General features: G+C 41.5%; 25 protein-coding genes. 12 read left to right on the top strand and 13 right to left on the bottom strand.

Going from position 1 to position 26,655, the window contains the following annotated elements; translation table 11 throughout:
• Positions 1-60: 60 nt before the first annotated feature.
• Together HUS62_RS07595 and HUS62_RS07590 are read left to right on the top strand one after the other, a co-directional pair.
• A complete protein-coding gene (locus HUS62_RS07595; RefSeq protein ID WP_175079055.1) occupies positions 61-675 on the top strand; it encodes a hypothetical protein in 615 nt (204 codons plus the stop codon).
• Positions 672-1,424, top strand: coding sequence for a DUF3307 domain-containing protein (locus tag HUS62_RS07590; protein WP_175079054.1), 753 nt, complete (start codon positions 672-674; stop codon positions 1,422-1,424). Before HUS62_RS07595 ends, HUS62_RS07590 begins: the two co-directional genes overlap by 4 nt.
• A gap of 52 nt (positions 1,425-1,476) precedes the next feature.
• Here HUS62_RS07590 and HUS62_RS07585 read toward each other — a convergent pair whose 3' ends face one another.
• Positions 1,477-2,925, bottom strand: coding sequence for a DEAD/DEAH box helicase (locus HUS62_RS07585; protein WP_175079053.1), 1,449 nt, complete (start codon positions 2,923-2,925; stop codon positions 1,477-1,479).
• A 172-nt stretch (positions 2,926-3,097) separates the two neighbouring features.
• Complete coding sequence (locus HUS62_RS07580; protein ID WP_054551580.1) at positions 3,098-3,940, bottom strand: isopenicillin N synthase family oxygenase; 843 nt, start codon at positions 3,938-3,940, stop codon at positions 3,098-3,100.
• Positions 3,941-4,178: 238 nt separating this feature from the next.
• Here HUS62_RS07580 and HUS62_RS07575 point away from each other — a divergent pair, with 238 nt between their 5' ends.
• A complete protein-coding gene (locus HUS62_RS07575; protein WP_258536735.1) occupies positions 4,179-5,066 on the top strand; it encodes an MBL fold metallo-hydrolase in 888 nt (295 codons plus the stop codon).
• A 7-nt stretch (positions 5,067-5,073) separates the two neighbouring features.
• On the opposite strand, the gene HUS62_RS07570 is transcribed toward HUS62_RS07575, so the two are convergent.
• The 5 genes from HUS62_RS07570 to aspS form a co-directional block, all read right to left on the bottom strand.
• The gene (locus HUS62_RS07570) at positions 5,074-5,778 is read right to left on the bottom strand and encodes an alpha/beta hydrolase (RefSeq protein ID WP_371319664.1); all 705 of its coding nucleotides are present in this window, start codon (positions 5,776-5,778) and stop codon (positions 5,074-5,076) included.
• Positions 5,779-5,806: 28 nt separating this feature from the next.
• The gene (locus tag HUS62_RS07565; protein ID WP_175079051.1) at positions 5,807-6,394 is read right to left on the bottom strand and encodes a GNAT family N-acetyltransferase; all 588 of its coding nucleotides are present in this window, start codon (positions 6,392-6,394) and stop codon (positions 5,807-5,809) included.
• Between the two features lie 31 nt (positions 6,395-6,425).
• Positions 6,426-7,016 carry a pentapeptide repeat-containing protein gene (locus HUS62_RS07560; protein WP_282658457.1) on the bottom strand — a complete coding sequence of 197 codons (591 nt, stop codon included), beginning with the start codon at positions 7,014-7,016 and terminating at the stop codon, positions 6,426-6,428.
• Positions 7,013-7,219 (bottom strand): hypothetical protein, encoded by a 207-nt coding sequence (locus tag HUS62_RS07555; protein ID WP_058585269.1) that lies wholly within the window; start codon positions 7,217-7,219, stop codon positions 7,013-7,015. The genes HUS62_RS07560 and HUS62_RS07555 overlap by 4 nt, the downstream gene beginning before the upstream one ends.
• 109 nt (positions 7,220-7,328) lie before the next feature.
• A complete protein-coding gene (gene aspS, locus HUS62_RS07550) occupies positions 7,329-9,098 on the bottom strand; it encodes an aspartate--tRNA ligase (RefSeq protein WP_175079050.1) in 1,770 nt (589 codons plus the stop codon).
• Between the two features lie 227 nt (positions 9,099-9,325).
• Between aspS and HUS62_RS07545 the strand changes: the two genes are divergently transcribed.
• Positions 9,326-10,174 carry a DUF72 domain-containing protein gene (locus HUS62_RS07545; protein ID WP_175079049.1) on the top strand — a complete coding sequence of 283 codons (849 nt, stop codon included), beginning with the start codon at positions 9,326-9,328 and terminating at the stop codon, positions 10,172-10,174.
• 22 nt (positions 10,175-10,196) lie between these two features.
• Positions 10,197-10,691 (top strand): M48 family metallopeptidase, encoded by a 495-nt coding sequence (locus tag HUS62_RS07540; protein WP_175079048.1) that lies wholly within the window; start codon positions 10,197-10,199, stop codon positions 10,689-10,691.
• A 112-nt stretch (positions 10,692-10,803) separates the two neighbouring features.
• Here HUS62_RS07540 and HUS62_RS07535 read toward each other — a convergent pair whose 3' ends face one another.
• From HUS62_RS07535 to HUS62_RS07525, 3 genes are all read right to left on the bottom strand, one after another.
• A complete protein-coding gene (locus tag HUS62_RS07535) occupies positions 10,804-11,820 on the bottom strand; it encodes a DUF5924 family protein (protein WP_175079047.1) in 1,017 nt (338 codons plus the stop codon).
• A 106-nt stretch (positions 11,821-11,926) separates the two neighbouring features.
• Positions 11,927-13,813, bottom strand: coding sequence for a GGDEF domain-containing protein (locus HUS62_RS07530; protein ID WP_175079046.1), 1,887 nt, complete (start codon positions 13,811-13,813; stop codon positions 11,927-11,929).
• 252 nt (positions 13,814-14,065) lie between these two features.
• Positions 14,066-14,746 carry a DUF3334 family protein gene (locus HUS62_RS07525; RefSeq protein ID WP_054561772.1) on the bottom strand — a complete coding sequence of 227 codons (681 nt, stop codon included), beginning with the start codon at positions 14,744-14,746 and terminating at the stop codon, positions 14,066-14,068.
• Between the two features lie 118 nt (positions 14,747-14,864).
• On the opposite strand from HUS62_RS07525, the gene cmoA reads away from it, so the two are divergent.
• The 5 genes from cmoA (at position 14,865) to HUS62_RS07500 (ending at position 19,237) form a co-directional block, all read left to right on the top strand.
• Complete coding sequence (cmoA, locus tag HUS62_RS07520; RefSeq protein ID WP_058585302.1) at positions 14,865-15,590, top strand: carboxy-S-adenosyl-L-methionine synthase CmoA; 726 nt, start codon at positions 14,865-14,867, stop codon at positions 15,588-15,590.
• 27 nt (positions 15,591-15,617) lie between these two features.
• Complete coding sequence (cmoB, locus tag HUS62_RS07515; RefSeq protein WP_054551592.1) at positions 15,618-16,586, top strand: tRNA 5-methoxyuridine(34)/uridine 5-oxyacetic acid(34) synthase CmoB; 969 nt, start codon at positions 15,618-15,620, stop codon at positions 16,584-16,586.
• Positions 16,587-16,786: 200 nt separating this feature from the next.
• The gene (gene purM / locus HUS62_RS07510; protein WP_175079045.1) at positions 16,787-17,839 is read left to right on the top strand and encodes a phosphoribosylformylglycinamidine cyclo-ligase; all 1,053 of its coding nucleotides are present in this window, start codon (positions 16,787-16,789) and stop codon (positions 17,837-17,839) included.
• The gene (gene purN, locus HUS62_RS07505; RefSeq protein WP_175079044.1) at positions 17,839-18,486 is read left to right on the top strand and encodes a phosphoribosylglycinamide formyltransferase; all 648 of its coding nucleotides are present in this window, start codon (positions 17,839-17,841) and stop codon (positions 18,484-18,486) included. Before purM ends, purN begins: the two co-directional genes overlap by 1 nt.
• Positions 18,431-19,237 carry a DUF3108 domain-containing protein gene (locus tag HUS62_RS07500; protein WP_175079043.1) on the top strand — a complete coding sequence of 269 codons (807 nt, stop codon included), beginning with the start codon at positions 18,431-18,433 and terminating at the stop codon, positions 19,235-19,237. The genes purN and HUS62_RS07500 overlap by 56 nt, the downstream gene beginning before the upstream one ends.
• Before the next feature lie 15 nt (positions 19,238-19,252).
• Here the strand turns inward: HUS62_RS07500 and HUS62_RS07495 are convergent, their stop codons facing one another.
• The gene (locus HUS62_RS07495) at positions 19,253-20,017 is read right to left on the bottom strand and encodes a class II glutamine amidotransferase (protein WP_054561775.1); all 765 of its coding nucleotides are present in this window, start codon (positions 20,015-20,017) and stop codon (positions 19,253-19,255) included.
• A 336-nt stretch (positions 20,018-20,353) separates the two neighbouring features.
• On the opposite strand from HUS62_RS07495, the gene fadE reads away from it, so the two are divergent.
• Positions 20,354-22,810 carry an acyl-CoA dehydrogenase FadE gene (fadE, locus tag HUS62_RS07490; protein ID WP_175079042.1) on the top strand — a complete coding sequence of 819 codons (2,457 nt, stop codon included), beginning with the start codon at positions 20,354-20,356 and terminating at the stop codon, positions 22,808-22,810.
• Here the strand turns inward: fadE and HUS62_RS07485 are convergent.
• Together HUS62_RS07485 and HUS62_RS07480 are read right to left on the bottom strand one after the other, a co-directional pair.
• The gene (locus tag HUS62_RS07485) at positions 22,807-23,901 is read right to left on the bottom strand and encodes a DUF6136 family protein (protein WP_220094988.1); all 1,095 of its coding nucleotides are present in this window, start codon (positions 23,899-23,901) and stop codon (positions 22,807-22,809) included. The genes fadE and HUS62_RS07485 overlap by 4 nt on opposite strands.
• Positions 23,898-24,488, bottom strand: coding sequence for an ATP-binding cassette domain-containing protein (locus HUS62_RS07480; protein WP_175079040.1), 591 nt, complete (start codon positions 24,486-24,488; stop codon positions 23,898-23,900). Before HUS62_RS07480 ends, HUS62_RS07485 begins: the two co-directional genes overlap by 4 nt.
• A gap of 149 nt (positions 24,489-24,637) precedes the next feature.
• Here HUS62_RS07480 and HUS62_RS07475 point away from each other — a divergent pair, with 149 nt between their 5' ends.
• The gene (locus HUS62_RS07475) at positions 24,638-26,563 is read left to right on the top strand and encodes a S9 family peptidase (protein ID WP_175079039.1); all 1,926 of its coding nucleotides are present in this window, start codon (positions 24,638-24,640) and stop codon (positions 26,561-26,563) included.
• Positions 26,564-26,655: the final 92 nt, after the last annotated feature.

Raw genomic sequence — 26,655 nt, 5'->3', positions numbered from 1 at the left:
CCAAATTTGGTTACTTATCGCGATGTAACTAAATTAAGTTACTTAATCTAAGGGATCATAATGATTGCGGTGATCAGCGGTGATTTAATTAAATCACAAAAAATTCCACAACAAGAATACGACGCTATGCTTTATCAGCTTGATCAAAGCTTACGCTTTGTTGCTAAGCGCTTTAACGCAAGCTTTACCATTTACCGTGGCGATGCATTGCAAGTACAGCTAACAGAGCCTGAGCTGGTATGTCATGCTGCCATCTTGTTGTATTTGCAAATGAAGGCAGCCAATTATGAGCTGCGACAAAGCTTGGCTATTGGCTCACTCGACAACCCACGCGCCGATATTAAAACAGCCACAGGCAGTGCTTATACTTTATCTGGCCGTGGTTTAGATAACATGAGCCAGCAACGCTTAGTGTTAAATATTGAAAATACCCCCCTTGAAGAAGCCTTTGCGCTTAATATTGCGCTTGTCGAAGTCCTGCTTGAAAAAATGAGTCAAAAGCAGGCTAATGCCCTGTTTTATTATTTAACCGCCGAGAACAACAGCCATGCAGAGCTTGCCAAAGAGCTTAATACTAGCCGAGAGAATGTCACTAAGTTACTCAACCTAGCTCATTATCAACTTATCGAGCGCTTTATAAATTACAGCCAAACCACACTCAAAGGATTGTTATGACCAGTTTTGCTCTATTACTCACCGCGTTAGTACTGGGCCACTTACTTGCAGACTTTTATTGGCAGCCAATGAGCTGGGTGCACGATAGAAACAACCGTCACTTTCGTGCCAGTAAGCTCTATTTGCACGTATTAACACACGGCGTGACCTCTTTATCTGTGCTCACACTATGGGAATACACTTACGGCTGGCAAGAGTTCTCTCGTGTATTGTTAGCAACGGTTGCGATTATGCTAAGCCACTATGTCATTGACTTGGCAAAGTCGTATTCAAGTAAAGGCGTAGTGCCGTTTTTACTCGACCAGTTGGCACATCTTGTTGTGATTGTAATGCTAAGCGTTTGGCTTAGTGATAAGAATGAATTTTATAGCTTAGCGTGGCAAAAGCTGATTGCCCTCGATACCTTGTTTGTTATTGCAGCTTATTTGTTGGTGCTCAACCCAAGCTCTGTGTTTATTCGCATGATGCTAGAGAAAATCAATATTCAGATAAACAATGAAGGCAGTATTCCTGCTGCGGGGCATTTTATTGGCTTGCTCGAACGAGTGTTGATGTTGAGCTTTATCTTGCTAGGTGAATACGGCGGCGTGGGCTTTCTGCTAGCGGCCAAGTCTATCTTCCGATTTGGTGATTTAAAAGAAAGTAGCGAAAAACAACTCACTGAATATGTCATGCTGGGCACTTTGTTAAGTGTCACCGTAACACTCTTTATTGGTGTCGCCACCTTATATTGCATTAAACTCGTTTAATCGCTTAGAAAAACAAAAACGCGCAATTGCGCGTTTTTTGTTTTAACTGTTATTAACTATCCGCAGCGGGTTTACGTCTTGGGCGAGATGGTCCCGATACACGCTGGCGATTACCCGCAGGTTTATTACCTGCTGGTTTAGTGTTATTCGATTTATTCCCGTTGTTAGCGCCTTTTTGGTTTTGGCCCTGCTCTTTACCCTTACCCTGCCACTTACCTTGTGAAGGTCGCTTTTGCGATTTAGGTTTTGGCTTTTGTGCAGGTTTTGCTGCACCTTGACCATCTTGAGCTGGTGCTTTTGGCTTTTTCGGTTTCTTTGGTTTTTTCGGCTTGATTGGACGCGTATCTAGTGGCTTTTCAGCAACTGGTTTGCTTGGCTCAAAACCTGCTTCGGTTGCACGCGGAATAAGCTCACCAATAAAGCGCTCAATACCATATAAATCGTCGGCATCATCTGCTGTTACAAACGATATAGCATGACCCGATGCACCCGCTCGGCCTGTACGGCCAATACGGTGAACGTAATCTTCATAAATATTCGGTAAATCGTAGTTAACAACGTGAGGTAGCTCAACAATATCTAGGCCACGAGCAACGATGTCGGTTGCCACTAATACGCGCACTTCACCGGATTTAAAGCCTTCGAGTGCCTTAACGCGAGCGCCTTGCGATTTATTACCGTGAATGGCAGCACCCACAATATCATCGCGTTCAAGCTGCTTAACTAAACGGTTTGCACCATGCTTGGTACGGCAAAATACTAATACTTGTTGCCAATCATTGGTACGGATCAAATGGCTAAGTAATGCTGTTTTGCGTGATTTATCTACCGCATAAACAGATTGAGCAACCGTTTTAGCTGTGGTGTTTTTTGCCGCGACTGAAATTTCAACGGGGTCGTTAATGAGCCCTTTTGCAAGTTCACGAATTTCATCAGAGAAAGTCGCCGAGAACATCAGATTTTGACGTTTAGCAGGCAATTTAGCAATGATACGTTTGATGTCATGAATAAAGCCCATATCAAGCATACGGTCGGCTTCATCAAGGATCAGCACTTCTAAATCATCAAACTTAACAGCATTTTGGTTGTGTAGATCTAATAAACGACCAGGTGTGGCAACTAAAATATCAACACCTTTACGAAGGCGCATCATTTGCGGATTAATTTTAACGCCACCATAAACAACAAATGAGCTCACATTTGAATGCTTAGCATATTGCTCAACATTTTCGCTTACTTGTAAGGCCAGCTCACGGGTAGGAGCCAATACTAATGCACGTACTTTATTGCCACCCGCTTTAGGGCCCTTAGACAAACGCTCAATTAACGGCAGTGTAAACCCTGCTGTTTTACCTGTACCAGTTTGCGCTGCGGCCATAACATCGCGGCCTTCAATGATCGCAGGGATAGCTTGTGATTGAATAGGCGTAGGTGCTTCATAGCCCTTTTCTAAAACTGCATTTACTAAAGCTGGTGATAAACCTAACCCATCAAAACTCATACTATCTCTCTTTAAAAAATTCAGCCGATTCGGCGAAGTGCGCGCATTATACCTAGGATAGTCAATAATGCATGGAATTATTTTCAAACTAACACTTAATTCTGAACTTAGCAGACTAATTTTAGGCATAAAAAAAGCGGCTCTAATGCCGCTTTGTTCTCATACTCAATCTTTACTTAACACCAAGTTCGCGTAAACGCTCTTGTAAATAGCTGTCTGCTGTGTAGCGCTCAGAAAGCACAACATCAGGACGCGGGTGTAAGAATAATGGTAACGAAATACGTGATTTCGTTGACGCTTTACCCGTTGGGTTGATCACACGGTGAATCGTTGATGGGAAGTAACCACCTGACGCTTCTTGTAGCATGTCACCAATATTGATGATCAGGTTACCAAAATCACATGGTACGTCTAACCAACCGCCATCTGTTTTTTGTACTTGTAAACCTGGCTCATTTGCCGCAGGTAATACAGTTAATAAGTTGATGTCGCCATGCGCTGCCGCACGAATTGCGCCTGGCTCTTCATCACCTGTCATTGGTGGGTAATGAAGAATACGCAGGAGTGTTTGCTCAGAGTTAGCAATCATATCTTTAAGGTCGATAGAGAACTTAGCACGCACCTCTTCTGGTGCCTCAGCTTGAACCCAGCTTAATAATGTTGCTGCAAACTCATTCGCTAAACGGTAGTACTCACGAATTTCTTCTTCTAGCTGTGCTGGAACACGGCCTTTTGGATAAACGTGGTAGTACTCTTTAATATCTTTAACGGTAAAGCCTTTTGCAACTTCTGACACTGATGGTGGGAAGTAACCATCTTGTGTTTCTTTTGAAAATAAAAACTCGTGCTTTTGCTCAGAATTAAAAAATTCTTGCCAATTTTTGTAAATAGACTCAACTAATGACTGAGGAATTGGGTGGTTTTTTAATACACCGAAACCTGTGTTTCTTAGTGACTCAACAAATTGAGCGGCCGCATCGCTCGCTTTATAATCAACGGTAGGTAAATGTTGCATTTGTCTTTTCCAGTGAATAAGGTTCTAGAAGTCTGTGCTAAGCATAGCATTTCTTCATTATAGCGCTTCGCGAGGATAGAGAAACACAGGCAAAAACATAAGGACTTATGTCCGCCCCACCTTGCTTAGCTCCTTTACTTTGATACAGATCAAACAAGCCTTTAAGTAGTATAATATGTACTATCATCTAAACTTAGGTATGACCAACTAGACACGTTTCAACGCACAAGGATCGCTAATGTTCAAAAATCTGCAAATCTTACTTTTCAGTGTGCTGATACTCGTAACCAATCAGGCCATCTGTGCAGAACAAGCCAACTATAAAGTCGAAAATATTAAAGACAACGTATATCGATTTAGTGCTGGCCATTACCACAGCGCTTTTATGATTGTTGATAACCAGGCCTTAGTGACTGATCCTATTAATAGCGATGCCGCAAAATACTTAAAAAGCTATATCAAGAAAACCTTTAACGCCGAAATCAAGTACATGCTGTACAGCCATAGCCATGTTGACCATACGATGGGCGGTAATGAGCTAATCGATAACAACACCACGGTCGTTGCTCACCAGTTTGCAGCTGAGGACCTTAAATTAAATAAAGTGCCTACAGCCCTGCCTGATCTTACATTTACCGATACACTAAAAGTCGATTTAGGTGATAGTTACGTGCAGCTGAAATATTATGGGCCTAATAATGGCCGAGGTAATGTCAGTATGCGTTTTATGCCTGCCAATATACTTTATGTTGTTGATTGGATTGTGCTTGGCCGCATGCCATATAAAAACCTGATTGGTTACGATATTAACGGCATGCTGCATTCAACCAAAGCGGTGCTAAATGAACCTGCGTTTGCTGCATTTATAGGTGGCCATGCAGATACTGGCAACCGCGATGATGTTGTCTCTTATTTACACTATATTCAAGACTTACATACTGCCGTGCGCGATGGCATGTTAAAAGGTAAGAACCTTGCGACCTTACAAAAAGAAATAAGCCTGCCTCAATACAGCCATTTAAAAATGTACCAGCAATGGCTACCACTGAATATTCAGGGTGTGTATAACAACCTTGTCGAGATGGGCTATTTTAATTTTCGCAGCGACATTGATGCTCAGTTTTAACTGAGCATCAATAGCGGGATAAAAACGCGTTAAGTTCTTTACTCATACGCGCTACAAGCGCTTTTGGGCCACCATCATACATGTCGTTATGACGCGAATCTTTAAGCTTAATTTGCGTCACTGGGTATACAGCGAGCTCTTGCGGCGTTAGCAATACGTTGTCATCTGCTGGGTAATCGCAACCGCGTAGTGTCAGTACAGCAATATTTTTGTTTCGCGGGATCAGCATACGGCGATGATCAAGGGTGATCAGCTTAGACACCTTAGCGGGATAAATAGCGGCATATAATGCTGCAATATCACCTCCATTTGAGTGACCAAATAAAGTGAGCTGATTAAAGTCATACGCAGGATAACGCTTTGCAAGTTCTACGGCTAAAAACTCAAGGGTTTGTACACCACGGTGCCAGTTTTCCATGCGTGTGGTCATGTATGGTGGCTCTGGGTTTAAACTCGGATCACCTTTTAACTCATGAGCAACTTCAACCGTTAAATAACCATTCTGATGAAAGGCCTGCTGGGCAAATTGATAGTCTGTATGTGCCATACCATAGCCTGCCCCAATAAACGCCACGGGGCATTTTGTCTTTATCGTGCATTTGCTATCGGCTGCTGTAATGGTCACCGGAATATGGCGTGCCCGCTCAGTATCAAACAGTGTCTCTGTTTGATTTGCAAAGGCTGTTTGCCCGCTAAGGGTTAACGCGAGCATTAGCGCCGCCTTTTTAATATTTAACATACTATAACTGCGCTAATTTGAATTCTAAGCTACGTTTAACCATAGGCCATTCACCATCAATAATTGAAAACACCACGGTGTCGCGTACGCATCCATCGGCCATTATTTGGTGATTTCGAAGCACCCCATCTTGTTTCGCTCCTAAGCGAGCAATGGCATTGCGCGAAGCCTGGTTATGCCAATGAGTACGAAACTCAACGGCAATCACATTAAGTGTTTCAAATGCATAACTCAGCAGCAGTTTTTTACAATCAGTATTAACCCCAGTACGCTGAAAACGCTTGGCATACCAGGTATAGCCAATTTCTAAACGGCGGTTTTTATTGTCGATATTACAAAAGCGAGTTGAGCCTATCACCTCATCGGTGTGTTTATCGATGACAGCAAATGGTAATGCGCGACCAAGTGACTGTTGTTCAAACGCCATACTTAAATAATCGTCAACGCGTTCTTCATTGGACACTGAGGTAAACCAAAGCTCCCAAAGCTTTCCATCTGAAGCGGCGCTAACTAAAGCATCACGGTGCTCAAGCGTTAACGGCACTAATTTAACAAATTGACCTTCTAAGGTGATGGGACTTAAATCCATAACTTTCCTTAACCTTAAGTAGCAATAATATTTAATCCACCAGCTCTATATCGAGCCCTGCTAATAAATCCAAAGCAGCATAACGTTCAAATTTGGCCTTACTGATATTGTTAGCAGTTATATCAATAGCAAAGTGGCTAGCGCCAATAAAGTTAGCCTTACTGAGGTTGGTTTGTTGGAACAAGCTGTCACGAAAGTCCGTATCAGTAAAATCAGCTGAAGATAAATCTGCATGTCTAAAATCAACATCTTTGGCAAAACAGCTACGCATTTTTAAAGCTTTTAAACTAAGTTCAAAAAAGCTGCTGTGGCTAAGTTCACAACCAACAAAACTCACTGGAGCACGGTTGGCGAGTAGCGGCCAATCAACATCAGTAAAGCGCACGCTGGTTAATTTACACTGTTTAAAGCTTAGTTCTTCAAGCGAGGTGTATCTAAGTCCAAGGGCAGCTAAATTACAGTTTTTAAACTCGCACTCTATGAACCGACAGTTTTCAAACTGACTATTGCTAAAGTCACAGTCGATAAATTCACATTGCTCAAATTCGCAATGCGAAAATGTTTGCCCTGCAAGGTTTGCTTCAAAGGTGTGTTCAAAATAAAGCGAATGGCTTGCGATCACGCGGTGGTCTCAATATCTTGTTTAAGCGCAAGTACTGCAATAAAAATAAGACCAAACAATGGAATTAGCGCTAGTAACCCTCCAATAACGGCCACCACGATTGGTGTTGAGGTTTTGCGCTTACCTAAGTAATAGCTGATAGCGGCAAACACAGGGATTAAAATAACAATTATTTGGCCGATTAAAGTTGCATTGATATTCATACTCTTTCCTTGAAGAACATACTAAATATTTATTTAAACACAAAAAAACCCTAAGGCATACACCTTAGGGTTATTATTCACTAAGTCTTATAATTCAGGTTATTATGAATTATTCAGCGTCTTTCGCTATAACATCAATTGCAAGCTCAGTTAATGCATCTGCATTTGCTTTGCTTGGTGCATCTGTTAATAAACATGATGCTTGAGTTGTTTTAGGGAAAGCAATAACGTCACGAATGTTATCAGTACCGCATAACAACATAACTAAGCGGTCAAGACCAAACGCAAGACCTGCATGCGGTGGCGTACCGTATTTAAGTGCGTCAAGTAAGAAACCAAACTTGTCTTGTTGCTCTTGCGCTTCGATACCTAAGATTCTGAATGCTGTTTCTTGCATTTCTGCATTGTGAATACGTACCGAACCACCACCAACTTCGTAGCCGTTTAATACCATGTCGTATGCATCTGATAGTGCACCAGCTGGGTTTGCTTCAAGCTCTTGAGGAGAAATACCTTTCGGTGCAGTGAATGGGTGGTGAACCGCATGCAATGTACCTTCGTCGTCTTCTTCGAACATAGGGAAATCAACAACCCATAATGGTTTCCAGCTATCAAGATCAGTAATGCCTAAATCAACACCAATCTTAAGACGTAGCGCACCCATTGCTTCGTTTACAACGTTGCGCTTGTCAGCACCAAATAAAATGATGTCGCCAGATTGTGCGTTAGTACGCTCAAGTAATTGGTTGATCACTTCTTCGTTTAAGAACTTAGCGATTGGTGATTGAACACCTTCAACGCCCGCTGCACGGTCGTTCACTTTCATCCATGCTAGACCTTTCGCGCCATAGATACCGATGAATTTAGTGTAATCGTCGATTTGTTTACGAGAAAGCTCAGCACCGCCTGGTACAGTTAATACAGCAACACGGCCTTTTTCGTCATTAGCAGGACCAGAGAATACCTTAAACTCAACGTCTTTCACTAAATCAGCAACGTCTACAAGTTGCATTGGGTTACGTAGGTCTGGTTTATCAGAACCATATAAACTCATTGCTTCGCTGTATGGCATTACTGGGAAGTCGCCTAAGTCAACGTCTAATAATGATTGCCACATTTCACGGATCATTTTCTCAGTCATTGCACGCACTTCATCAGAGCTCATGAATGACGTCTCTAAATCGATTTGTGTGAATTCTGGCTGACGGTCAGCACGTAAATCTTCGTCTCGGAAGCATTTAACAATTTGATAGTAACGGTCAAAGCCCGACATCATTAATAATTGTTTAAATAACTGTGGTGACTGAGGTAAAGCGTAGAAGCTACCCTTGTGAACACGGCTAGGTACTAAGTAGTCACGCGCACCTTCAGGTGTTGCTTTTGTTAGTACCGGTGTTTCGATATCTAAGAAACCATTGTCATCTAAGAAACGACGCACAAAGCTACTCGCTTTTGCACGAAGTTTGATACGGTCGCTCATTTCAAGACGACGTAAATCAAGGTAACGGTATTTTAAGCGGCGCTCTTCAGAGTTTTGCTGATTAAAGTCAAGTGGTAATGGCTCTGAACGGTTGATGATAGTTAAGCTTGTGCCTAAAATTTCAACTTCACCTGTTGCCATGTCTTTATTTACTTGGCTATCAGGGCGTGCGCGAACAACACCTTTTAACTGCACACAAAACTCTTGACGTAGTTTATTCGCAGTATCCATTAATCCTTCTACTTCAGGATCAAAAACAACTTGTACTAAACCTTCTCTGTCACGTAAATCGACGAAGATAAGGCCACCAAGGTCACGGCGTTTGTTGATCCAACCACATAGTTCAACTTCTTGATCTACGTGAGATTTATTTAGCTGTCCGCAATATATAGAGCGCATAGTATTCCTGTCAGTTAAAGACTTATAGCCGCCTGCTCTTAAGAGTTCGCTATTTTGAGAGCAAAAGCCACTATACAAAGTAATCATTTAAGGCAGAGCATTATACCCAAACCATCGCAAAATGCGAGTGCCAGCAGTGCCTGTCGGGGGCTAAATATATACCTCGACTTCTGAGCAAACATTTCTTTTGATACACTAGCTAAAGTTTAAATTTATTGGTTGATTTAATGCTGTATTTAGGTTGTCCGCAGTGGTCTAGCACCGCATGGAAAGGAAATTTGCTCTCTAGTCACTGTAAAAGCGCCGACATGCTCAGTGAGTATGCGCAATGCTTTAATTCAGTCGAGGGCAACACCAGTTTTTATGCTGATCCAAGTCATGAGTCATTATTACGCTGGCATGATGCGGTACCCGAAGACTTTAAATTTACGTTTAAGTTTCATCGGCGTTTTAGTCACGAATTACAGCTGACGAATATAAATAGTGAGCTTAATGCATGGCTAAACTTATTTGAGCCAATTTTTGCTAAAACGGGGCAAATTATGTTGCAGCTACCCCGCGCCTTTGGCCCAGATGCTCTACCCCTGCTTGCTAATTTTATTGCACAACTCCCCAAGCAACTTAGTTACGGTGTAGAAGTACGTCACCCCGGCTTTTTTAATAAGGATGATGCTGAGATTCGTTTAAATCAGCTGTTAATTGAAAATAATATAGATCGCATCAGTATGGATACCCGCGCTTTATTTGCTGTACCCGCCGATACCGATGCACTCATTGATGCGCAAAAGAAAAAACCTTATTTACCTGTGCATGCCATTGCAACAGGAAATCAGCCTATGCTGCGCTTTGTGATTGCCAGTCTTGAACATGAATACAAGTCGTATTACCAGCCATGGCTGAAAAAAGTAAAGCAATGGCTTGATGAAGGAAAATCACCCTATTTGTTTTTTCATACCGCAGATAATCGCCAGTCGCCACTTTTAGCAAGACAGTTCTGCCAAGATTTAGGTTACAATCACCCCGTGCTTGCGCCGTTTATAGGTGAACGCGAAGCAAGCCAAAGCAGTTTATTTTAGCGCCCGATTTATCAGAGAAAACATGAAAGATTACAGCCGTTATTTTCAAGGTTACCCGCCTCACATCATTGAGCAAGTGTTACAGCTATTTAATGGCGACAGAGCTGCTAACTACCTAAAGGGCAAATACCCTGATGCCCATAGCATTACCAGCGATAAAGCTTTATACAATTACGCCACTGAGCTGAAAAAGCGCTACCTTAAAAATGCCCTGCCTTTTGGCCGTGCTGCATTCAAAAAACAAGGCGATATGGTCACAAATGCCTTAGGCACCCATACTTTTCGTATGCAAGGTAAAACCCGAAAACACGATCTTGCCATTAATAGCGACCTGCTTCGCGCTCCTGAGCCACTTCTCAAAGCACTCGTCGTACACGAGCTAGCTCATTTTAAGGAAAAAGACCACAACAAAGCCTTCTATCAACTTTGCTGCCACATGGAGCCGCAATATCATCAACTAGAACTGGATTTAAGAATATTCAGTGTGCTGGTAGGTGAAGGGAAGAATCCGTATTAAATCTATCAGCTATCAAAAACATAAAACCTGAGGAATGAATGTTAAGCTCTTGTTGTTCAGAACACTAATAACTATCCCCCATTTCGGTCAGCTAAAAACTGACGGCTGACAGCTAAACTTCTGAAACCTCAAACCTTCTTTGCCCTATTAGCTGCCCAGACTCGGTAACCACTTTAACGACCCATTTCCCTGCAGCATTTGCAGGGAAATTCGTTTTATGGCTCCACGCTCGATAACCCTCTTTACGACCACCAGAAATATCCAAGGCTATACGGTCAACTTCTTTTCGATTATGCACCCAAACGTGGAAGATTTTTTCATTTAAACCTCGCGGGGCTTTTACCGCACTAAAACTATATAGACCGTTTTCATGTAAGCTCTGCTCAGTGAGTTCTGTTATTGGCGAAAGCGGTTTACGAGCTTGTGCATCTAACTGATATGACATACTCATATCGGTTAAACGCAGTGCTGCAGGTGGCACAAAACTACGTAATTGCCAAAGCCCGGCACCTAATGAACAAAGCAATAACACCAACAACGGGAAACGCCACCATTTAGCATTGGGCATCAAATTGCCAAGACTGGGGACCGTTAAAATAACCGCTGTTATCAGTGCAATTTCAAAACTTTGGCTGGTCGTTAACTTTAATAAAATAGGCAAGGTAACCGACAGCACGACAAACAAAGAAAAGCTATGAAACACACTAAACCAGACACTGTGCCTTGCAAGCTTTTTATAATAGAGGGGGTCAACAACAGAAACGAACGCGCAAAGAATAATTAAAGCGGTAAACGCGGCCTGACCATGGTCCCAAGTAGTCACCGCCAAGAAGAATGGTAAAGCAAAAAACAAACTTTCTTGCTGCACAACTTGCAGCGCAAAGCGCATCACGTTGGGCGACACCGCCACACCAAAACGCTCCTCTACTTTATTTCTTAGCCAGTTATCTATTAACAACCACAACCAAGTGACTAATAACAAAATAGAGATAAGCTGCGAAAACGATTCTTTTCTTTCAACAAAGACATAGCTTGCCACACCACTACAAAAAGCCAACACTGCCATCAACCCCGGCCGCTTCTGCATCATGAAAACAAATTTAGTTATAAAGTTTTTTAAGTAATTCATGCAATCATCAAATCCATTTAAGGCTTTATGAGTAAAGCATAAATTGGATGAATGTAAGCTTTAAACGAGCTTTAAGTTCAAAGCTATAAGCTGTGGGCTAGACCATTTAAACCTCGAAGCAAGCTGATTCACTTCTAGCACGGCCATTTTCTTTTGCCTTGTATAAAAGCACATCGCATTGAGCTAACACTTGTTTCAACTCAAAGTCACCACTTACCTCAATGATTCCTGCTGAGAAGCTAGTAGAAAAGTTAGAAGTTGTTGTATGCCAATTTATATAGTTTTGAAATGACTCACGTATGTTATCTATCAAAATTTGCGCTTGTTCTTTATCTATTGAGTCTAAAACAAGTAAAAACTCCTCACCGCCAAAACGACTTAATTTATCTGTCTTACGAATACGAGTTTGTACAAAATGACTAAAAGATGTAAGCACTTCATCGCCAGTTAAATGCCCGTAGTTGTCGTTAATTTGTTTAAAGTGATCTAAGTCTAATAAGCAGATGCATTTTAACGAGTTTCGAGGCTTTCTTTTTTCTAACCAAGAATACATAGCTCTTCGATTCATAACTCCAGTCAGAGAATCTGTTTCAGCGATCTTTTTAATAGAAAGCTGTCGCCAAATTAACCATGAAATTAAGAAGATTAACATTGTGATTATGAGAGCCATTACAAGAAATCGCAGGTTTTGTGTTTCAATTTTTAGAGCTTGTTTTTCAGTTTCTGCTTTATATCCCTTGAGAGCCAGTATTTCTATGTCTCTTTGTAAGTAATTCCCCACGTTATTCAAAGAGTTATTAAAAGCAGAAAGCATAAAATCTTTTTCAAACTCAAATGTATCCATCATAGCTTTGTTCGCCAGTTCAGGTTTACCCAGAAATTCAAAAACCAGCTTTTGTAATTCGTTGACATCTCTTAAATCAGACTGACTAAAAATAGAACGGTTAGATTGAATAAACTCCTTAAGAATATCAACAGACTTCTCAGCTTCTGGAAGCTTTCCATTGATGGAATCGAGTAAAATTTTAACTACTAAGCTGCGTGCTTTTACAGCATAATTATCTGAATTCAGATCCGTTTCAGCCTTTAGAAGTAAGGATTGAGCAGTTTTAAGGTCTCCCTCTTGTTGTCTTTTAATTAAAACAGCACTTTTGGCAATTACTGCGTAAAGTTGAGATGACTGTTCTAAACGTTCTTTTTGTACTTTCTGTAAGTAGAAATCTGCGATATTTAACGCTTTGCTGAATTGCTTTGCGTGAGCTAACACAAATGTCATTTCATAGTATGGGGTCGAATAGTCTAACACTTCAAAATATTTATTAGATAAAGCGTAAAGCTGCAATACATAATCTAGGGCGCTTTCGTAAGCCCCCATAGTATAAAAACTTGAAATAATTCTTTGTAGGGCAAACTCTTTCGAATATAAATACCCAGCCAGGGAATTTTCGTAGGTTGGTAAACTATCAATAGCATATAAATACTCAATCAAACCAGACAGATGATCTTCTTTATATAATGAATAGTATTGTGCTAGATCAGCTGCAAGTTGAGCTATTGCTTGCTTGTTGTCTAAAGCGATTAATTCAGCTTTTAAGTCTTTCAAAGCATCTACTATCGATAAATCATCAGAGTTATGTAGTTGTACAAAAGTTGCCTTTTGAGCACCATACATTACTGCATCAACCTTTTTTAACTCTTGCCAATCTTGGTCGGTTAAATGTACGGCGACTTTAATGCCTAACTTTTCAGCAAGCGCTCTACGGTGATTGAACACCATAAAATAAAATACTTTTGCTTGGATAGAGTCTATGTTTGCAATTTTCAAATTCTTAGCAGACTTTAAATAACCTTCTTCATCTAGCTGGTTAATCGAATACTGCATTGTTAATTCTATAAAATTGTTAAACCTATTATGCTCTGAGCTCGCAATTGTAATTGAACTAAAAACCAAGAAATAAATTAAAATGCCATTTTTTATAAGTTTAAGTACCATTCCTTTGCCTAACTCCAGTAAAGCAAGTTCATAAAATTTAACTATTTGATGCTATCACCAGAAATGTAACAATGCACTAAAACATTGAAGTACAATAAAAATAGTACTGTTAAATGAGAATTCATCTTTGCAAAATGTCATTAAAAAAGCGCGGTCTGACCCGCGCCTCTATTTTATCTGACAGCTGAAAGCTGATGGCTGACAACTCATGCCGTTGGGTTTCGCTACGCTCTACCCAACCTACGTAAGCTGTTACAAACCAAGTTCTGCCATAAAATCATCATCTGCATCGTCTGCTTGTGATGATGCTTTTTGCTTTTCAGCTTTTTGTTTAGCTTCGTTTTCGATGATGTCATCAGGGTCAACGGCTTCTGAAATATCAAAATCATGTAGTTTGATAAATTCAGTTTTATCCATTGCCAGTTCAAGGTAGAAGATATTTTGCTTCGCTGTAGTGAAAGTCACACGGCGCGCTTGTGGTCTATCCATGGTGGTATCAACAGAGATTTGCACCTGCTTGTTAATCGCCATCATCTTAGGTTGGTTTTGCGTGATAGAAGTATGCAGCTGGTCGCGTACTTTTGACGTAAAGTCACCAACGATTTGGTTCATCAGCTCGCCGAGTACGTTTGCCACATCATCTGATAAATGGCTTTGTGCAATTTCGTCCTCAGGCATACCCATGTTACGCATGTAGTCATGGTAAATTTCCATGGCTGCTTGCGCTGTGAAGTTTGTTACCACAAGACCGGTAAAGCCACCATCGAACAATACAAAACAGCCAATATCTGGGCGCATACAGGTGCGGGTGATTTTTTGAACCATGGCAGAATAACTAATACTGTTACCGCTTGCTGAAGACAGAACTCCAGTCACTGAATGACACAGAGTTGATAAGATATCTTCTGTACTGATCACTTTGCTTTTTGTCATTAAACTTCTCTTTTTTGTACTTGTTATTGATAATTCTAGCCAAGCTACTGAATTTATCACTGACTATCCAGTTAAAAATGCTAAAATAGCGGTATTATTTTTTAAAGAGACTGTTCACGTGACGCAAAAAGACAGTATTTATGCCACTGAGCAAGCGGTTAAAGACTTTAGCTTTGACCAACATGTAGTAGAAGTTTTCCCTGATATGATCCAGCGCTCGGTGCCTGGTTATGCAACTATTGTTAGCACCATGGGTAAGCTGGCTGGTGAGTACGCGCAAAGCAATTCAAACCTATACGACTTAGGCTGTTCTCTTGGTGCTGTAACGTTAAGTATGCGCCGCAATATTCGCACTGATAACTGTAATATCATTGCTGTTGATAATTCAGAAGCGATGGTTGAGCGCTGTAAATTACATTTACAAGGTTTTCGCTCTGAAGTACCAGTCACAGTTACACTAGGTGATATCAACGATTTAGCTATCGAGAATGCCTCTGTGGTCGCAATGAACTTTACACTACAGTTTATTCCACCTGAAAAGCGCCAAGCGGTGCTTGAAAAGATTTACGCAAATTTAAAACCAGGCGGTGTTTTGCTGCTGAGCGAAAAAATTAGAGGTGAAAATGAGCAATGCGATAATTTGCTCATTGATTTACACCATGATTTCAAACGTCACAACGGCTATTCAGAGCTTGAGATCAGCCAAAAGCGTACGGCTATCGAAAATGTCATGCGCCCTGATCATTTATCTACCCACTTAAACCGATTAAGTGAAATTGGTTTTAGCCAAACGCAAGTGTGGTATCAATGTTTTAACTTCTGCTCGATGATTGCAATCAAGTAATCATCACAACGATATAAAGAGTATTTCATGTCTCAATGGTTTAACCAATTTTACGCTGCGATTGCACAAAGCCCGCTTAGCCACTGGCTCGAAACTTTGCCAGGTCAATTAAAGCACTGGGAACTCGAAGCCAGCCACGGTGATTTACCGAAATGGCAAAAAGTGCTGAAAAACTTACCTGAGGTAAGCACAAACCATGTGAATCTTCAGGATAAAGTACAAATTGGCACCGGTGATGAGCTATCTGAAGGTCAGCAAAAACAGTTAACGCATTTATTAAAGCGCATGATGCCATGGCGTAAAGGGCCATTTAGCTTACACGGTATCGAAATTGATACTGAGTGGCGCAGTGATTGGAAATGGGATCGTTTACTGCCTCATATCGAACCGTTAAAAGGTCGCACTGTGCTTGATATTGGCTGTGGCTCAGGTTATCACTTGTGGCGCATGCGCGGTGAAGGCGCTAATTTTGTAGTGGGCATTGATCCATCCGATTTGTTCTTATGCCAATTCCAAGCGATAAAGCATTATCACCAAGATGAAAACGTGCATTTATTGCCGTTAGGTGTTGAAGCTCTGCCAGAGCTAAAAGCATTCGATACGGTATTTTCAATGGGTGTTTTATATCATCGTCGTTCGCCTATCGACTTTTTAGCGCAATTAAAAGCACAGCTTCGCCCAGGGGGTGAGTTAGTCCTTGAAACACTGGTTGTTGAAGGTGATGAGCACACAGTTTTAGTGCCAACTGACCGCTATGCGAAAATGCGTAATGTATGGTTTATCCCAAGCACCGCGGCATTAAAACTATGGATGGAGCGCGTTGGCTTTAAAGATGTACAAGTTAAAGACTGCGCAATCACAACGCTTGAAGAACAACGTAAAACCCAGTGGATGGAAAACGAATCATTAGTCGACTTTTTAGACCCAAATGACACCAGCAAAACCATTGAAGGTTACCCTGCCCCTCTTCGCGCTATTTTAACCGCGAAAGCTTAACAAATAGTGAGAAGTTTCGAGTTTCAAGGTTAAAAGTTCATTTACCTGATACTTTTGCCTTGGAACTTGAAAACAAAAAACCGGACAACTGTCCTTGTCAAGTCGGTTAAAGTGATTTTTCAACTAGCCGCGCCAGTGCAATTGTTGTAAAATACGCGCGTTTCTAAGCAACCCACATGCAACTTTTTTGAGGAAAACCTGTGAGCGAACAAAAACAGTCTCTTAGCTATAAAGACGCGGGCGTAGATATCGATGCCGGTAATGCACTTGTTGAGCGTATTAAAGGCGTAGTTAAAAAAACCAGACGTCCTGAAGTAATGGGCGGTATCGGTGGTTTTGGCGCACTTTGCGAACTACCAACTGGCTATAAAGAGCCTGTACTGGTTGCTGGCACAGACGGTGTTGGTACAAAACTACGTTTAGCAATCGATCTTAAAAAGCACGACACAGTGGGTATCGACCTGGTTGCTATGTGTGTAAACGACCTTATTGTACAAGGTGCAGAGCCACTATTTTTCCTTGATTACTATGCAACTGGTAAATTAGACGTAGATACTGCGGCTGATGTTGTAACAGGTATTGGTAAAGGCTGTGAGCTTTCTGGCTGCGCTTTAATCGGTGGTGAAACTGCTGAAATGCCAGGTATGTACGACGGCGAAGACTACGACATGGCTGGTTTCTGTACTGGTGTTGTAGAAAAATCAAAAATTATCGACGGTACTAAAGTTGCTGCAGGCGACCAATTAATCGCCCTTGCATCAAGTGGTCCTCACTCAAACGGCTTCTCATTAATTCGTAAAGTTCTTGAAGTATCTGGCGCAGACACAAGCGCAGAGCTTGAAGGCAAAACACTAGGCGATCACCTTTTAGAGCCAACTCGTATCTACGTTAAACAACTACTTGAGCTATTCAAGCAGGTTGACGTTCACGCGTTATCTCACATCACGGGTGGTGGTTTCTGGGAAAACATCCCGCGCGTACTTCCTGAATCTGCAAAAGCAGTAATCAAAGGTGATAGCTGGGAATGGCCTGTTGTTTTCAACTGGTTACAAGAAAACGGCAATATCACAACACACGAAATGTACCGTACATTCAACTGTGGTGTAGGCATGGTTTTAGTTGTTCCATCTGACAAACTTGAGCAAAGCTTAACAATCCTTAAAGATCTTGGCGAAAATGCATGGCATATCGGTGAGATCCAAGATGCGAAAGCAGGCGAAGAGCAAGTAGAAATTTTAGGTGGTCGTGACTAATGACCCCTTGTCGTCTTGTTGTATTAATTTCTGGTAGCGGTTCAAACCTTCAAGCCATCATCGAAGCGTGTGCGCGTGGTGAGATTAAGGCCGAAATCGCCGCTGTAATTAGTAATAAAGCCGACGCCTATGGCCTTGAACGAGCAAAAAATGCAGGTATACAAACACGTGTACTTAGCCATAAAGATTTTGACTCGCGCGAGGCCTATGATGCTGAGTTAATGGACATTATTGACAATTTTGAACCAAATCTAGTTGTATTAGCTGGTTTTATGCGTATTCTTACACCTAGCTTAGTGCAAAAATTTAAGGGAAAAATGTTGAACATTCACCCTTCTTTGTTGCCTAAGTACCAAGGGCTGAATACCCACCAACGAGCGATAGATGCAAAAGATGACGTTCATGGTGTTAGTGTTCACTTTGTCACAGAAGAGCTAGACGGCGGCCCCGTTGTTCTTCAAGCCAAAGTTCCGGTACTCGAAAACGATACCGCAGAGACACTCGCACAACGTGTTCATCAGCAAGAACATATAATCTATCCATTGGTGGTCAAGTGGTTCAGTGAACAACGACTCAAGATGGAAGCAGATTATGCAGTTTTTGACGAAAAGAAACTTCCTGCACACGGCGCGCACTACCCAGAATAAAAATCTAAGTGCCCTACTCGCTTGTGTGGGCACTTTATTACTTCCTACCAGTGTTTTAGCTGGCGACCTCACTCAATACCAAGCCAAATACGATGTACTTCGTAAGGGCGAAACCCATGGTAAAGCAGTACGCGAGCTGAAAAAAGCCGCTGACGGTAACTACGTGATCACCTATCACAGTGAAATCGAATGGATGATTTTTTCGGACTCACGAAAAGAAACATCCATGTTTACTTATCACGATCAGAAAATTTCTCCAATGAGTTACACCATGGAGCGCTCAGGCACAGGGCCTGATAAAGAATACAGCTTGAAATTTGATGCGACGCAAAAACAAGTTCAAAGCAGCCAAAGTAAATATCCTCTTAAAATTGATTGGTCAGATGAATTTCAAGATTCACTGTCTTATCAAGTGCAAGTTCGCGAAGAGCTAAAACAAGGTAAAACGCAATTATCTTACCCACTGGTTGATAAAAAAGGCAATTTACGTAACTACAACTTTGAAGTTGTCGGCACAGAAATGATTTCATTGCCCATCGGCAATGTAGAAGCGATTAAAGTAAAACGTTTATACGATAACGACAAGCGTCAAGCACTCGCTTGGTTTGCCCCAGAAATGGACTACATGCTAGTTCGTATGTGGAAAGGTGAAAAAGGCGTAGAGCAATTTGAAGTGCAACTTAATTCATTTACCGTGACCACGCCAGTCGCCGTAACAAATAATGAAGTGAGTAATGAAGCGCCTGAGTAGCGCTTCATCTTTTATTTAAATCTTTTCGCCCATTTTAAAAAGTGCAAACTCACCTGGCTCCATTTTCTGCCAACGTTCATCATTGGTCAGTGGCCTTGTTGCAATCACAGTAACCACGTCGTTCGGTGTGGTTTCTTTTTGAAAATCAACCACCATATCAGCATCAATTAATGTCGCTTTGCCAAACGGCGCACGGCGTGTGATCCAATGTAAATTATTGGTGCAATAAGCTAAAACGAAAACACCATCGGTAAGTAGCATATTAAATACGCCTTTTTCACGCAATGTGTGAGCAAGCTTAGCAGCATAGCGAAATACAGACGCCATATTTGATGGACGCTTTGGGTATTTTTCGCGAATTTTATCGAGCAGCCAGCAAAACGCCAGCTCACTGTCGGTATTGCCAACAGGTCGATAGTAATCTGGTTTTAAATCATGATAATTTGATAATTGCCCGTTGTGAGCATACGTAATTTCGCGTCCCCATAACTCGCGAGTAAATGGGTGGGTATTTTCAAGGCACACTCGACCACGATTACCTTGGCGAATATGGCTTATCACCGAAATACTTTTTATTGGGTAAGCTTTTACGAGTTTGGCAATTTCTGATTGGCAACTTGGCTCTGGATCTTTAAATGTACGACAGCCTTTACCTTCATAAAAAGTGATGCCCCAGCCATCTTTATGCGGACCAGTATTACCACCGCGTTCTAATAATCCTGAAAAACTGAAACAAATATCCGTTGGTACGTTGGCCGACATGCCAAGCAACTCACACATAGAACTCTTAACCTATAAAACTAATCGAAGGAAGGCATGATGGGCTGATCCCTGCCTGCGCTCATTGTTAAACATACCGCTAAGGATGGCAACTGCTGTGCTAAGATTTTCAGAACTATCTGAGCAATTCACAACTAATCGCTGCCGTCACGGTGCTGATTATAAGTAATTACTCAACAATTCTTCATCTGCTGTAAATGTTTTTGCACTGATAGCCATTTTTAAAATAATAAAACTCACCAAACAAGCCGTTTTAATCCTTGTTCCCCTCTTGATAATTCGCTTTTCTAGCGCTACTCTAAAAGAGGTGGTCTGACCTCTATTAAGGAATAATCAATGACTCTCATATTTTTACTTGGTTTACTCGTGCTGCTTAGTATTGCGAGTTACCACAGAGCAAGCTGGAATACCTGCTTAGGTATTGCCGTTGCGACTTTACTTGTTGGCACATTTGCTGGCGCGTTTGGCGCAATTAGTTGGCTACTATTCTTACTTATCGCTGTGCCACTTTCTGTGACTGGCGTTCGTCAACAATACATCATCAAACCTATCTTCGCTGCTTTCAAAAAAGTAACCCCGACGATGTCGGATACTGAAAAATCAGCAATCGATGCCGGTACTACGTGGTGGGAAGCGGATCTATTTTGTGGTCGTCCTGACTGGAACAAATTACACCAATACCCAGCACCTAAACTGACTATCGAAGAGCAAGCGTTTATTGATGGTCCAGTTGAAGAAGTATGTAGCATGCTAGATGACTGGCACGCAACTCACGAACTAACTGATTTACCGCAAGATGTTTGGCAATATCTAAAAGATAATAAATTCTTTGCCATGATCATCAAAAAAGAATTTGGCGGTTTAGAGTTTTCTGCTTATGCACAATCATGTGTACTGCAAAAGCTAACCAGTAAATCGACGCTACTTTCTTCTATCGTAGGTGTACCTAACTCATTAGGTCCGGGCGAATTGCTTCAGCACTATGGTACTAAAGAACAAAAAGATCATTACTTACCACGCTTAGCAAGTGGTCAAGAGATCCCATGTTTTGCTTTAACATCACCAGAAGCTGGTTCTGACGCAAGTGCAATTCCTGATTACGGTGTTGTTTGTAAAGGTCAATGGAACGGCGAAGAAGTTGTTGGTATTAGCCTAACGTGGAACAAACGTTACATTACTCTTGCTCCAGTTGCGACTGTGCTTGGTCTTGCATTTAAACTACAAGATCCTGACGGTTTACTAGGTGATGACAAAGAGCCTGGTATTACCTGTGCGCTGATCCCTACAGATACTCCAGGGGTCGAAATTGGCCGTCGTCACTTCCCGCTAAACGTTCCATTCCAAAATGGTCCTACTCGCGGTAAAGACATCTTCGTACCACTTGATTACATCATTGGTGGCCCGAAAATGGCCGGCCAAGGCTGGCGTATGCTTGTTGAATGTTTATCTGTTGGTCGTGCAATCACATTGCCGTCTAACTCAACAGGTGGCATTAAAACAATTGCGCTTGCAACAGGCTCTTACAGCCGTATTCGCCGTCAATTCCGTTTACCTATTGGTCAAATGGAAGGCGTTGAAGAATCAATGGCAAAACTTGCAGGTTACGCATATAGCTCTGATGCTGCTGTTAGCATGTCTACAGGGGCTGTTGACCTTGGTGAAAAACCATCGGTTGTCTCTGCGATTATCAAATACCACTTAACTGAGCAAATGCGTGAAGCGACTATTCACGGCATGGATGTTCATGGTGGTAAAGGCATCATGCTTGGTCCAAACAACTACTTAGGTCGCGGTTACCAAGGTGCGCCAATTGCAATTACCGTTGAAGGTGCAAATATCTTAACGCGTAACATGATCATTTATGGTCAAGGTGCAATTCGTTGTCATCCATTCGTGTTAACTGAGCTAGGTGCTTGTGCTATTGAAGACCGCGAAGAAGCGCTAGCAGTATTCGATAAAGCATTAATGGGTCACGTTGGCTTTACTATTTCGAACCTTGTTCGTACTAAGTGGTTAGCATTAACCAATGCTCGCTTCACAAGTACACCGTACAAAGACGAAACAGCTGAGTTTTATCGTGTTGCGTCACGTTTCAGTGCATCATTAGCATTAATGTCAGATATCAGCATGGCGGTATTTGGTGGTTCATTAAAACGTAAAGAGCGTATCTCTGCACGTTTAGGTGACTTACTAAGCTACTTATACCTTGTATCTGCAACACTTAAACGTTACAACGACGAAGGACGTAAAAAAGAAGATTTTGCGCTTGTTCAATGGAGCTGCCAAGATCACCTTTACCACTGCCAACGTGCACTCGCTGACTTAATCAATAACATGCCATCTGCACCACTACGTGCGATGCTAAAAATCATGTTATTCCCATTCGGTCGTCCAGTACGTAAGCCTACTGATAAACTTGAGCACAAACTTGCACACTTATTACAAGTACCAAGCGAAACTCGTAACCGTTTAGCTAACTACATTTACCTTAAAAACGAGCCACTTAACCTTGTTGGTCGTCAAGAGCAAACGCTTAAAGACATTCTTGAAGTTGAGCCTCTGTTTGACAAGGTATGCCGTGAAAAAGGCGTAAAACTGCCTTTCTTCCAACTTGATAAAGTAGCGCAAATGGGCCTAAAAGCAGGCATTTTAAGCCAAGCTGAAGCCGACAAACTAGCTGCTGTTGAAAAAGCCCGTCTTGACGTTATTAACGTTGACGACTTTGACCCAGCAGACTTAGTTGCAGGTAATGTTGCCCGCGGCGAGAGCGATAAAAAAGCCGACGCTGCTTAAGCTAGCAAAACAATTCCAATTGTTATGAAAAACCAAACCAGCGCAAATTGCGCTGGTTTTTTTTGCGCTAAATATTGTTGCAATACACACCACACTGCCCCAATGAAGAAGTAAATCATTTTAGTACCAAGCATGCTTATAACGAGTATTAAAGCCACAGCAAAAAATATAAAGCTCGGTAAAAACTGGCTCCTATAAAACGGCTTGTCTTGGTTATTACTTTGAAAGAACAGCCGATATTTTTGAAAAACAGCCAAGCAATCAAACTGCAGCGAGCTCGTTAGCAATACGCATACTGAAAAAGCCACAGCCTGTAACAAGTCACTAAAGTCATTACGCACTGCAATTAGTTGTAATAAAGCAAACAAACATGCAACCAGTATTGCCGCACGCCATATTAAGTTCCAGCTGTGCTGTATAAAGTAACTAAGCCAAAATAAAGCAAGCGAGTGTACTTTTAATTTATGACTTATTCTTACAGGTGGGAGTAAAATCGAACAGCCGAAAATAGCAACAAAACCTAGATAATATTGCAGCGGTGATAAACTAACGGGCAGTAATACCAAGACAGAACTGAGCAATAAACTATAAAAAAGTGTACGCGGTCTATAAAGAACAAATACTCCACATAGCCACTGCAACAACATAAACAGCATAAAATGAGGTACTTGTAGCCACTGCTTTAACGATAGATCTATTGCGATTAATAAACTGGCAATGAGCCAAGCATTACTTAAAAGTAGTAACTTGCAGTCAGCAGATACTCGCCAAAAAGATTTATAAAGGCTTCGCTGAAACGTCCTATTTTGCGAATTTTTAATGGCTGATGCCATGGCCCATAACATCACCGATTCAAGTAAAAGATAAACCACAGCTATTTTTGCACCGTAAGCGGGTTCTGCATGGCTATCGACTATTTTCCCAAGACCTAAAAACAACAGCAAAACCATACCAAGAAATGCAGGGCCTAGTACCAGAGCGAACAGCAAGCTAAAACTCTTTAACTGAGATAGCATGCTTTTGAGAGTGGTTGTATATGCTAGGTATCTATAAGAAAGGAATGACACGTAGCTAGCAAGAGATTCAATCATAATGCTGTACACTCAAAACCATGCTGTATAAACACCTCAGGTTCGTGGCTTGTAATGATGACTTGCCCATTAGGTTTATCATTTAAGTAGCCATCAAGTAAGGTCAGCAAAAATTGAATACTTGTTTGATCAAGTGCTGCACTCGGTTCATCTAATAGCAAAAATGGAGCTTGCTTTAAAAAAGCAGTGATAAGCTGGCATTTCTTTTGGTTACCACTCGATAAAGCACTAAAACGAGTATTAAGGTGCTCTGTAAAGTTAAATCCAGTAATGAGTTGCTCAGGCATATCTTTCTTTAACGCCTTGCAACTAAGTTCAATAACTTGTCGCGCGGTTAAAAAATCCGGCAGAGCAATACGGTCGCTAGCAATTGAAACATCGTTTTGCGGCGACTTTAATGCTTCATTATTATATAAAACCTGCCCTGATTGTGGCTTTTCAAGGCCAGCTAGCATCATCAGTAATGTTGTTTTTCCTTTGCCATTCGCTGCCTGTAAACAAACTCGTTTACTTTGTAATAGCTTACTGTAGTTTTCAAAAACGTGGGCTGAAGCAAAGCGCTTATTGAGGTTGTTAATTTCAATCATGTTTATTCCTTTAATAATGAAAAAATAGTAGCACACTCATGTCCCTATTTATTTACATGATTTGTAACAAATATCGAACGGGTAAAACTTGCGTTTAGATTATGAACAGGCAACACTTGATAACGAAAAATTAACAAGGAATAATTACAATGAAACCGAGTTTTCAACTAGCTGCCGTTGCATGCGCGCTTAGCCTTGCGCTTGCAGGATGTTCTCAATCAACCCCATCAACAAGTAGCACCGAAAGCGTGCAACAAAGCCAAACTGTTAAACAGTATGATGCTGAAACCTTTTTTGATACAACCTCAATTATGGGCAGCAGCTTTTCACCGAAAGGCGACAAAATACTCGTTAGCAGTGACGAAAGCGGCATTTATAGCCTTTATGAAGTAGATATAAAAACCGCCAAAAAAACCCGCTTAACAGACTTTGAAGACAGTACTTATGCTGTGGCTTATTTCCCTAAAGATGAGCGCGTACTATTTACTAAAGACTCAGGCGGTAACGAGCGTTATCACATCTACGTTCGCGAAACAGATGGCACAGTTAAAGATCTTACGCCAGGTGAAGAAACCCGTGCAGGGTTTGCAGGCTTCACAGAAGACGGTAAACACTTTTTTATAACCAGCAATCAGCGTGATGCTAAGTTTATGGACCTATATCGTGTTGATGCTAACAGCTATGAAGTAACGCCTGTTTATCAAAATACTATGGGGCTAGATGTCGGTGCGATAAGCCCTGACGGCCGCTTTATTGCTTTATCGAAAAACAATTCGAACAAAGACAGCGATGTATTTATTCTCGATACGCGTAAGAAAACACTGAAACCAGAGCTCATTACCCGTCATGACGATGACGCTAAATATGGCCCCGAAACCTTCTCAAGAGACAGTAAATCATTATATTACTCAACCGATGCCAAAGGTGAATTTGCAGAAGTGTGGCGCTATGACTTAACGACCGGCGAGCACAGCCCTGCCCTCAAAGATGAGTGGGATGTGAGCTTTATTTACTTCTCTAAATCTGGCCGTTATCAAGTAAGCGGTGTTAATGCTGACGCAAGCACTAAAGTGTCGATAATTGATACTACCACCGGTAAAGGTATTGCCATGCCATCGCTGCCAGCTGGTAATTTACGTGGTGTGAACTTTTCAGCTGATGAAAAGACCATGGCGTTTTATTTAAATTCAGATACCTCGCCAAGTAACCTATTTGTTTGGCAACTCGGTGAATCAAAAGCTAAACAATTAACCAACACATTAAGTGATGCAATTGATCAAAATGACTTGGTTGAAAGCACAATTGTGCGCTTTAAAAGTTTTGATGGTTTAGAGATCCCTGGGGTTTTATATAAGCCTAAGCAAGCTAATAGCAACAACAAAGTACCAGCTTTAGTTTGGGTGCACGGCGGTCCTGGCGGCCAAAGTCGCACAGGATATAGTGCAATGCAACAGCATCTAGTCAATCATGGTTATGCCATTTTTGCAGTTAATAACCGTGGCAGCTCAGGCTATGGTAAAACCTTCTTTCATTTAGATGATAAAAAACACGGCACTGACGATTTACAAGATATTGTTTACGGTAAAAAACACCTGCAAAGCCTAGATTGGGTTGATGCTGATAAAATTGGCATCATGGGGGGCAGCTATGGTGGCTTTATGACCGCCGCAGCACTTGCCTTTGAACCTGAAGAGTTCAAAGTAGGAATTAATATATTTGGTGTAACAAACTGGGTTAGAACCTTAAACTCGATTCCACCATGGTGGGAAAGCTTTAAAAAGGCACTGTATGATGAAATGGGCGACCCAGCGACAGACGGTGAACGTCACCGTGCCATTTCGCCACTATTTCATGCTAAAAACATCACCAAGCCATTAATGGTGATCCAAGGTGCTAACGACCCACGCGTTTTACAAGTTGAAAGCGATGAACTTGTTGCCGCTGTAAAGGCAAATGGTGTGCCCGTTGAATATGTATTATTCGATGATGAAGGCCATGGTTTTACTAAAAAAGAAAACCGCATAAAAGCCTCAAATGCATACCTTGAGTTTTTAAATACCTACTTAGATAAGTAGCAAAATTGCAAAGATAAAGAGCCGGTATTATGCCGGCTTTTTTATGCAAAACACCTGTATAGAATCAAAATTTAACAGTTTTTACAGTACTG

This window comes from Pseudoalteromonas sp. 0303, assembly GCF_013349995.1.
GTDB lineage: Bacteria > Pseudomonadota > Gammaproteobacteria > Enterobacterales > Alteromonadaceae > Pseudoalteromonas.
Note: the sequence above shows the minus strand (reverse complement) of the source record. Positions and strands in the feature narration are given on the sequence as shown.

Bases quoted from the DNA above. Each gene is read 5' to 3' on its own strand.
- HUS62_RS07540 (WP_175079048.1), top strand. From the start codon at position 10,197: ATGAAAGATTACAGCCGTTATTTTCAAGGTTACCCGCCTCACATCATT.
- HUS62_RS07590 (WP_175079054.1), top strand. From the start codon at position 672: ATGACCAGTTTTGCTCTATTACTCACCGCGTTAGTACTGGGCCACTTA.
- HUS62_RS07595 (WP_175079055.1), top strand. From the start codon at position 61: ATGATTGCGGTGATCAGCGGTGATTTAATTAAATCACAAAAAATTCCA.
- HUS62_RS07555 (WP_058585269.1), bottom strand. From the start codon at position 7,219: ATGAATATCAATGCAACTTTAATCGGCCAAATAATTGTTATTTTAATC.
- aspS (WP_175079050.1), bottom strand. From the start codon at position 9,098: ATGCGCTCTATATATTGCGGACAGCTAAATAAATCTCACGTAGATCAA.
- HUS62_RS07535 (WP_175079047.1), bottom strand. From the start codon at position 11,820: ATGAATTACTTAAAAAACTTTATAACTAAATTTGTTTTCATGATGCAG.
- HUS62_RS07500 (WP_175079043.1), top strand. From the start codon at position 18,431: ATGCAGTTTTTGACGAAAAGAAACTTCCTGCACACGGCGCGCACTACC.
- HUS62_RS07575 (WP_258536735.1), top strand. From the start codon at position 4,179: ATGTTCAAAAATCTGCAAATCTTACTTTTCAGTGTGCTGATACTCGTA.
- HUS62_RS07570 (WP_371319664.1), bottom strand. From the start codon at position 5,778: ATGCTCGCGTTAACCCTTAGCGGGCAAACAGCCTTTGCAAATCAAACA.
- HUS62_RS07485 (WP_220094988.1), bottom strand. From the start codon at position 23,901: ATGATTGAATCTCTTGCTAGCTACGTGTCATTCCTTTCTTATAGATAC.
- cmoB (WP_054551592.1), top strand. From the start codon at position 15,618: ATGTCTCAATGGTTTAACCAATTTTACGCTGCGATTGCACAAAGCCCG.
- HUS62_RS07495 (WP_054561775.1), bottom strand. From the start codon at position 20,017: ATGTGTGAGTTGCTTGGCATGTCGGCCAACGTACCAACGGATATTTGT.
- purN (WP_175079044.1), top strand. From the start codon at position 17,839: ATGACCCCTTGTCGTCTTGTTGTATTAATTTCTGGTAGCGGTTCAAAC.
- fadE (WP_175079042.1), top strand. From the start codon at position 20,354: ATGACTCTCATATTTTTACTTGGTTTACTCGTGCTGCTTAGTATTGCG.
- HUS62_RS07580 (WP_054551580.1), bottom strand. From the start codon at position 3,940: ATGCAACATTTACCTACCGTTGATTATAAAGCGAGCGATGCGGCCGCT.
- HUS62_RS07480 (WP_175079040.1), bottom strand. From the start codon at position 24,488: ATGATTGAAATTAACAACCTCAATAAGCGCTTTGCTTCAGCCCACGTT.
- HUS62_RS07565 (WP_175079051.1), bottom strand. From the start codon at position 6,394: ATGGATTTAAGTCCCATCACCTTAGAAGGTCAATTTGTTAAATTAGTG.
- HUS62_RS07525 (WP_054561772.1), bottom strand. From the start codon at position 14,746: ATGACAAAAAGCAAAGTGATCAGTACAGAAGATATCTTATCAACTCTG.
- HUS62_RS07475 (WP_175079039.1), top strand. From the start codon at position 24,638: ATGAAACCGAGTTTTCAACTAGCTGCCGTTGCATGCGCGCTTAGCCTT.
- HUS62_RS07585 (WP_175079053.1), bottom strand. From the start codon at position 2,925: ATGAGTTTTGATGGGTTAGGTTTATCACCAGCTTTAGTAAATGCAGTT.
- HUS62_RS07530 (WP_175079046.1), bottom strand. From the start codon at position 13,813: ATGGTACTTAAACTTATAAAAAATGGCATTTTAATTTATTTCTTGGTT.
- HUS62_RS07545 (WP_175079049.1), top strand. From the start codon at position 9,326: ATGCTGTATTTAGGTTGTCCGCAGTGGTCTAGCACCGCATGGAAAGGA.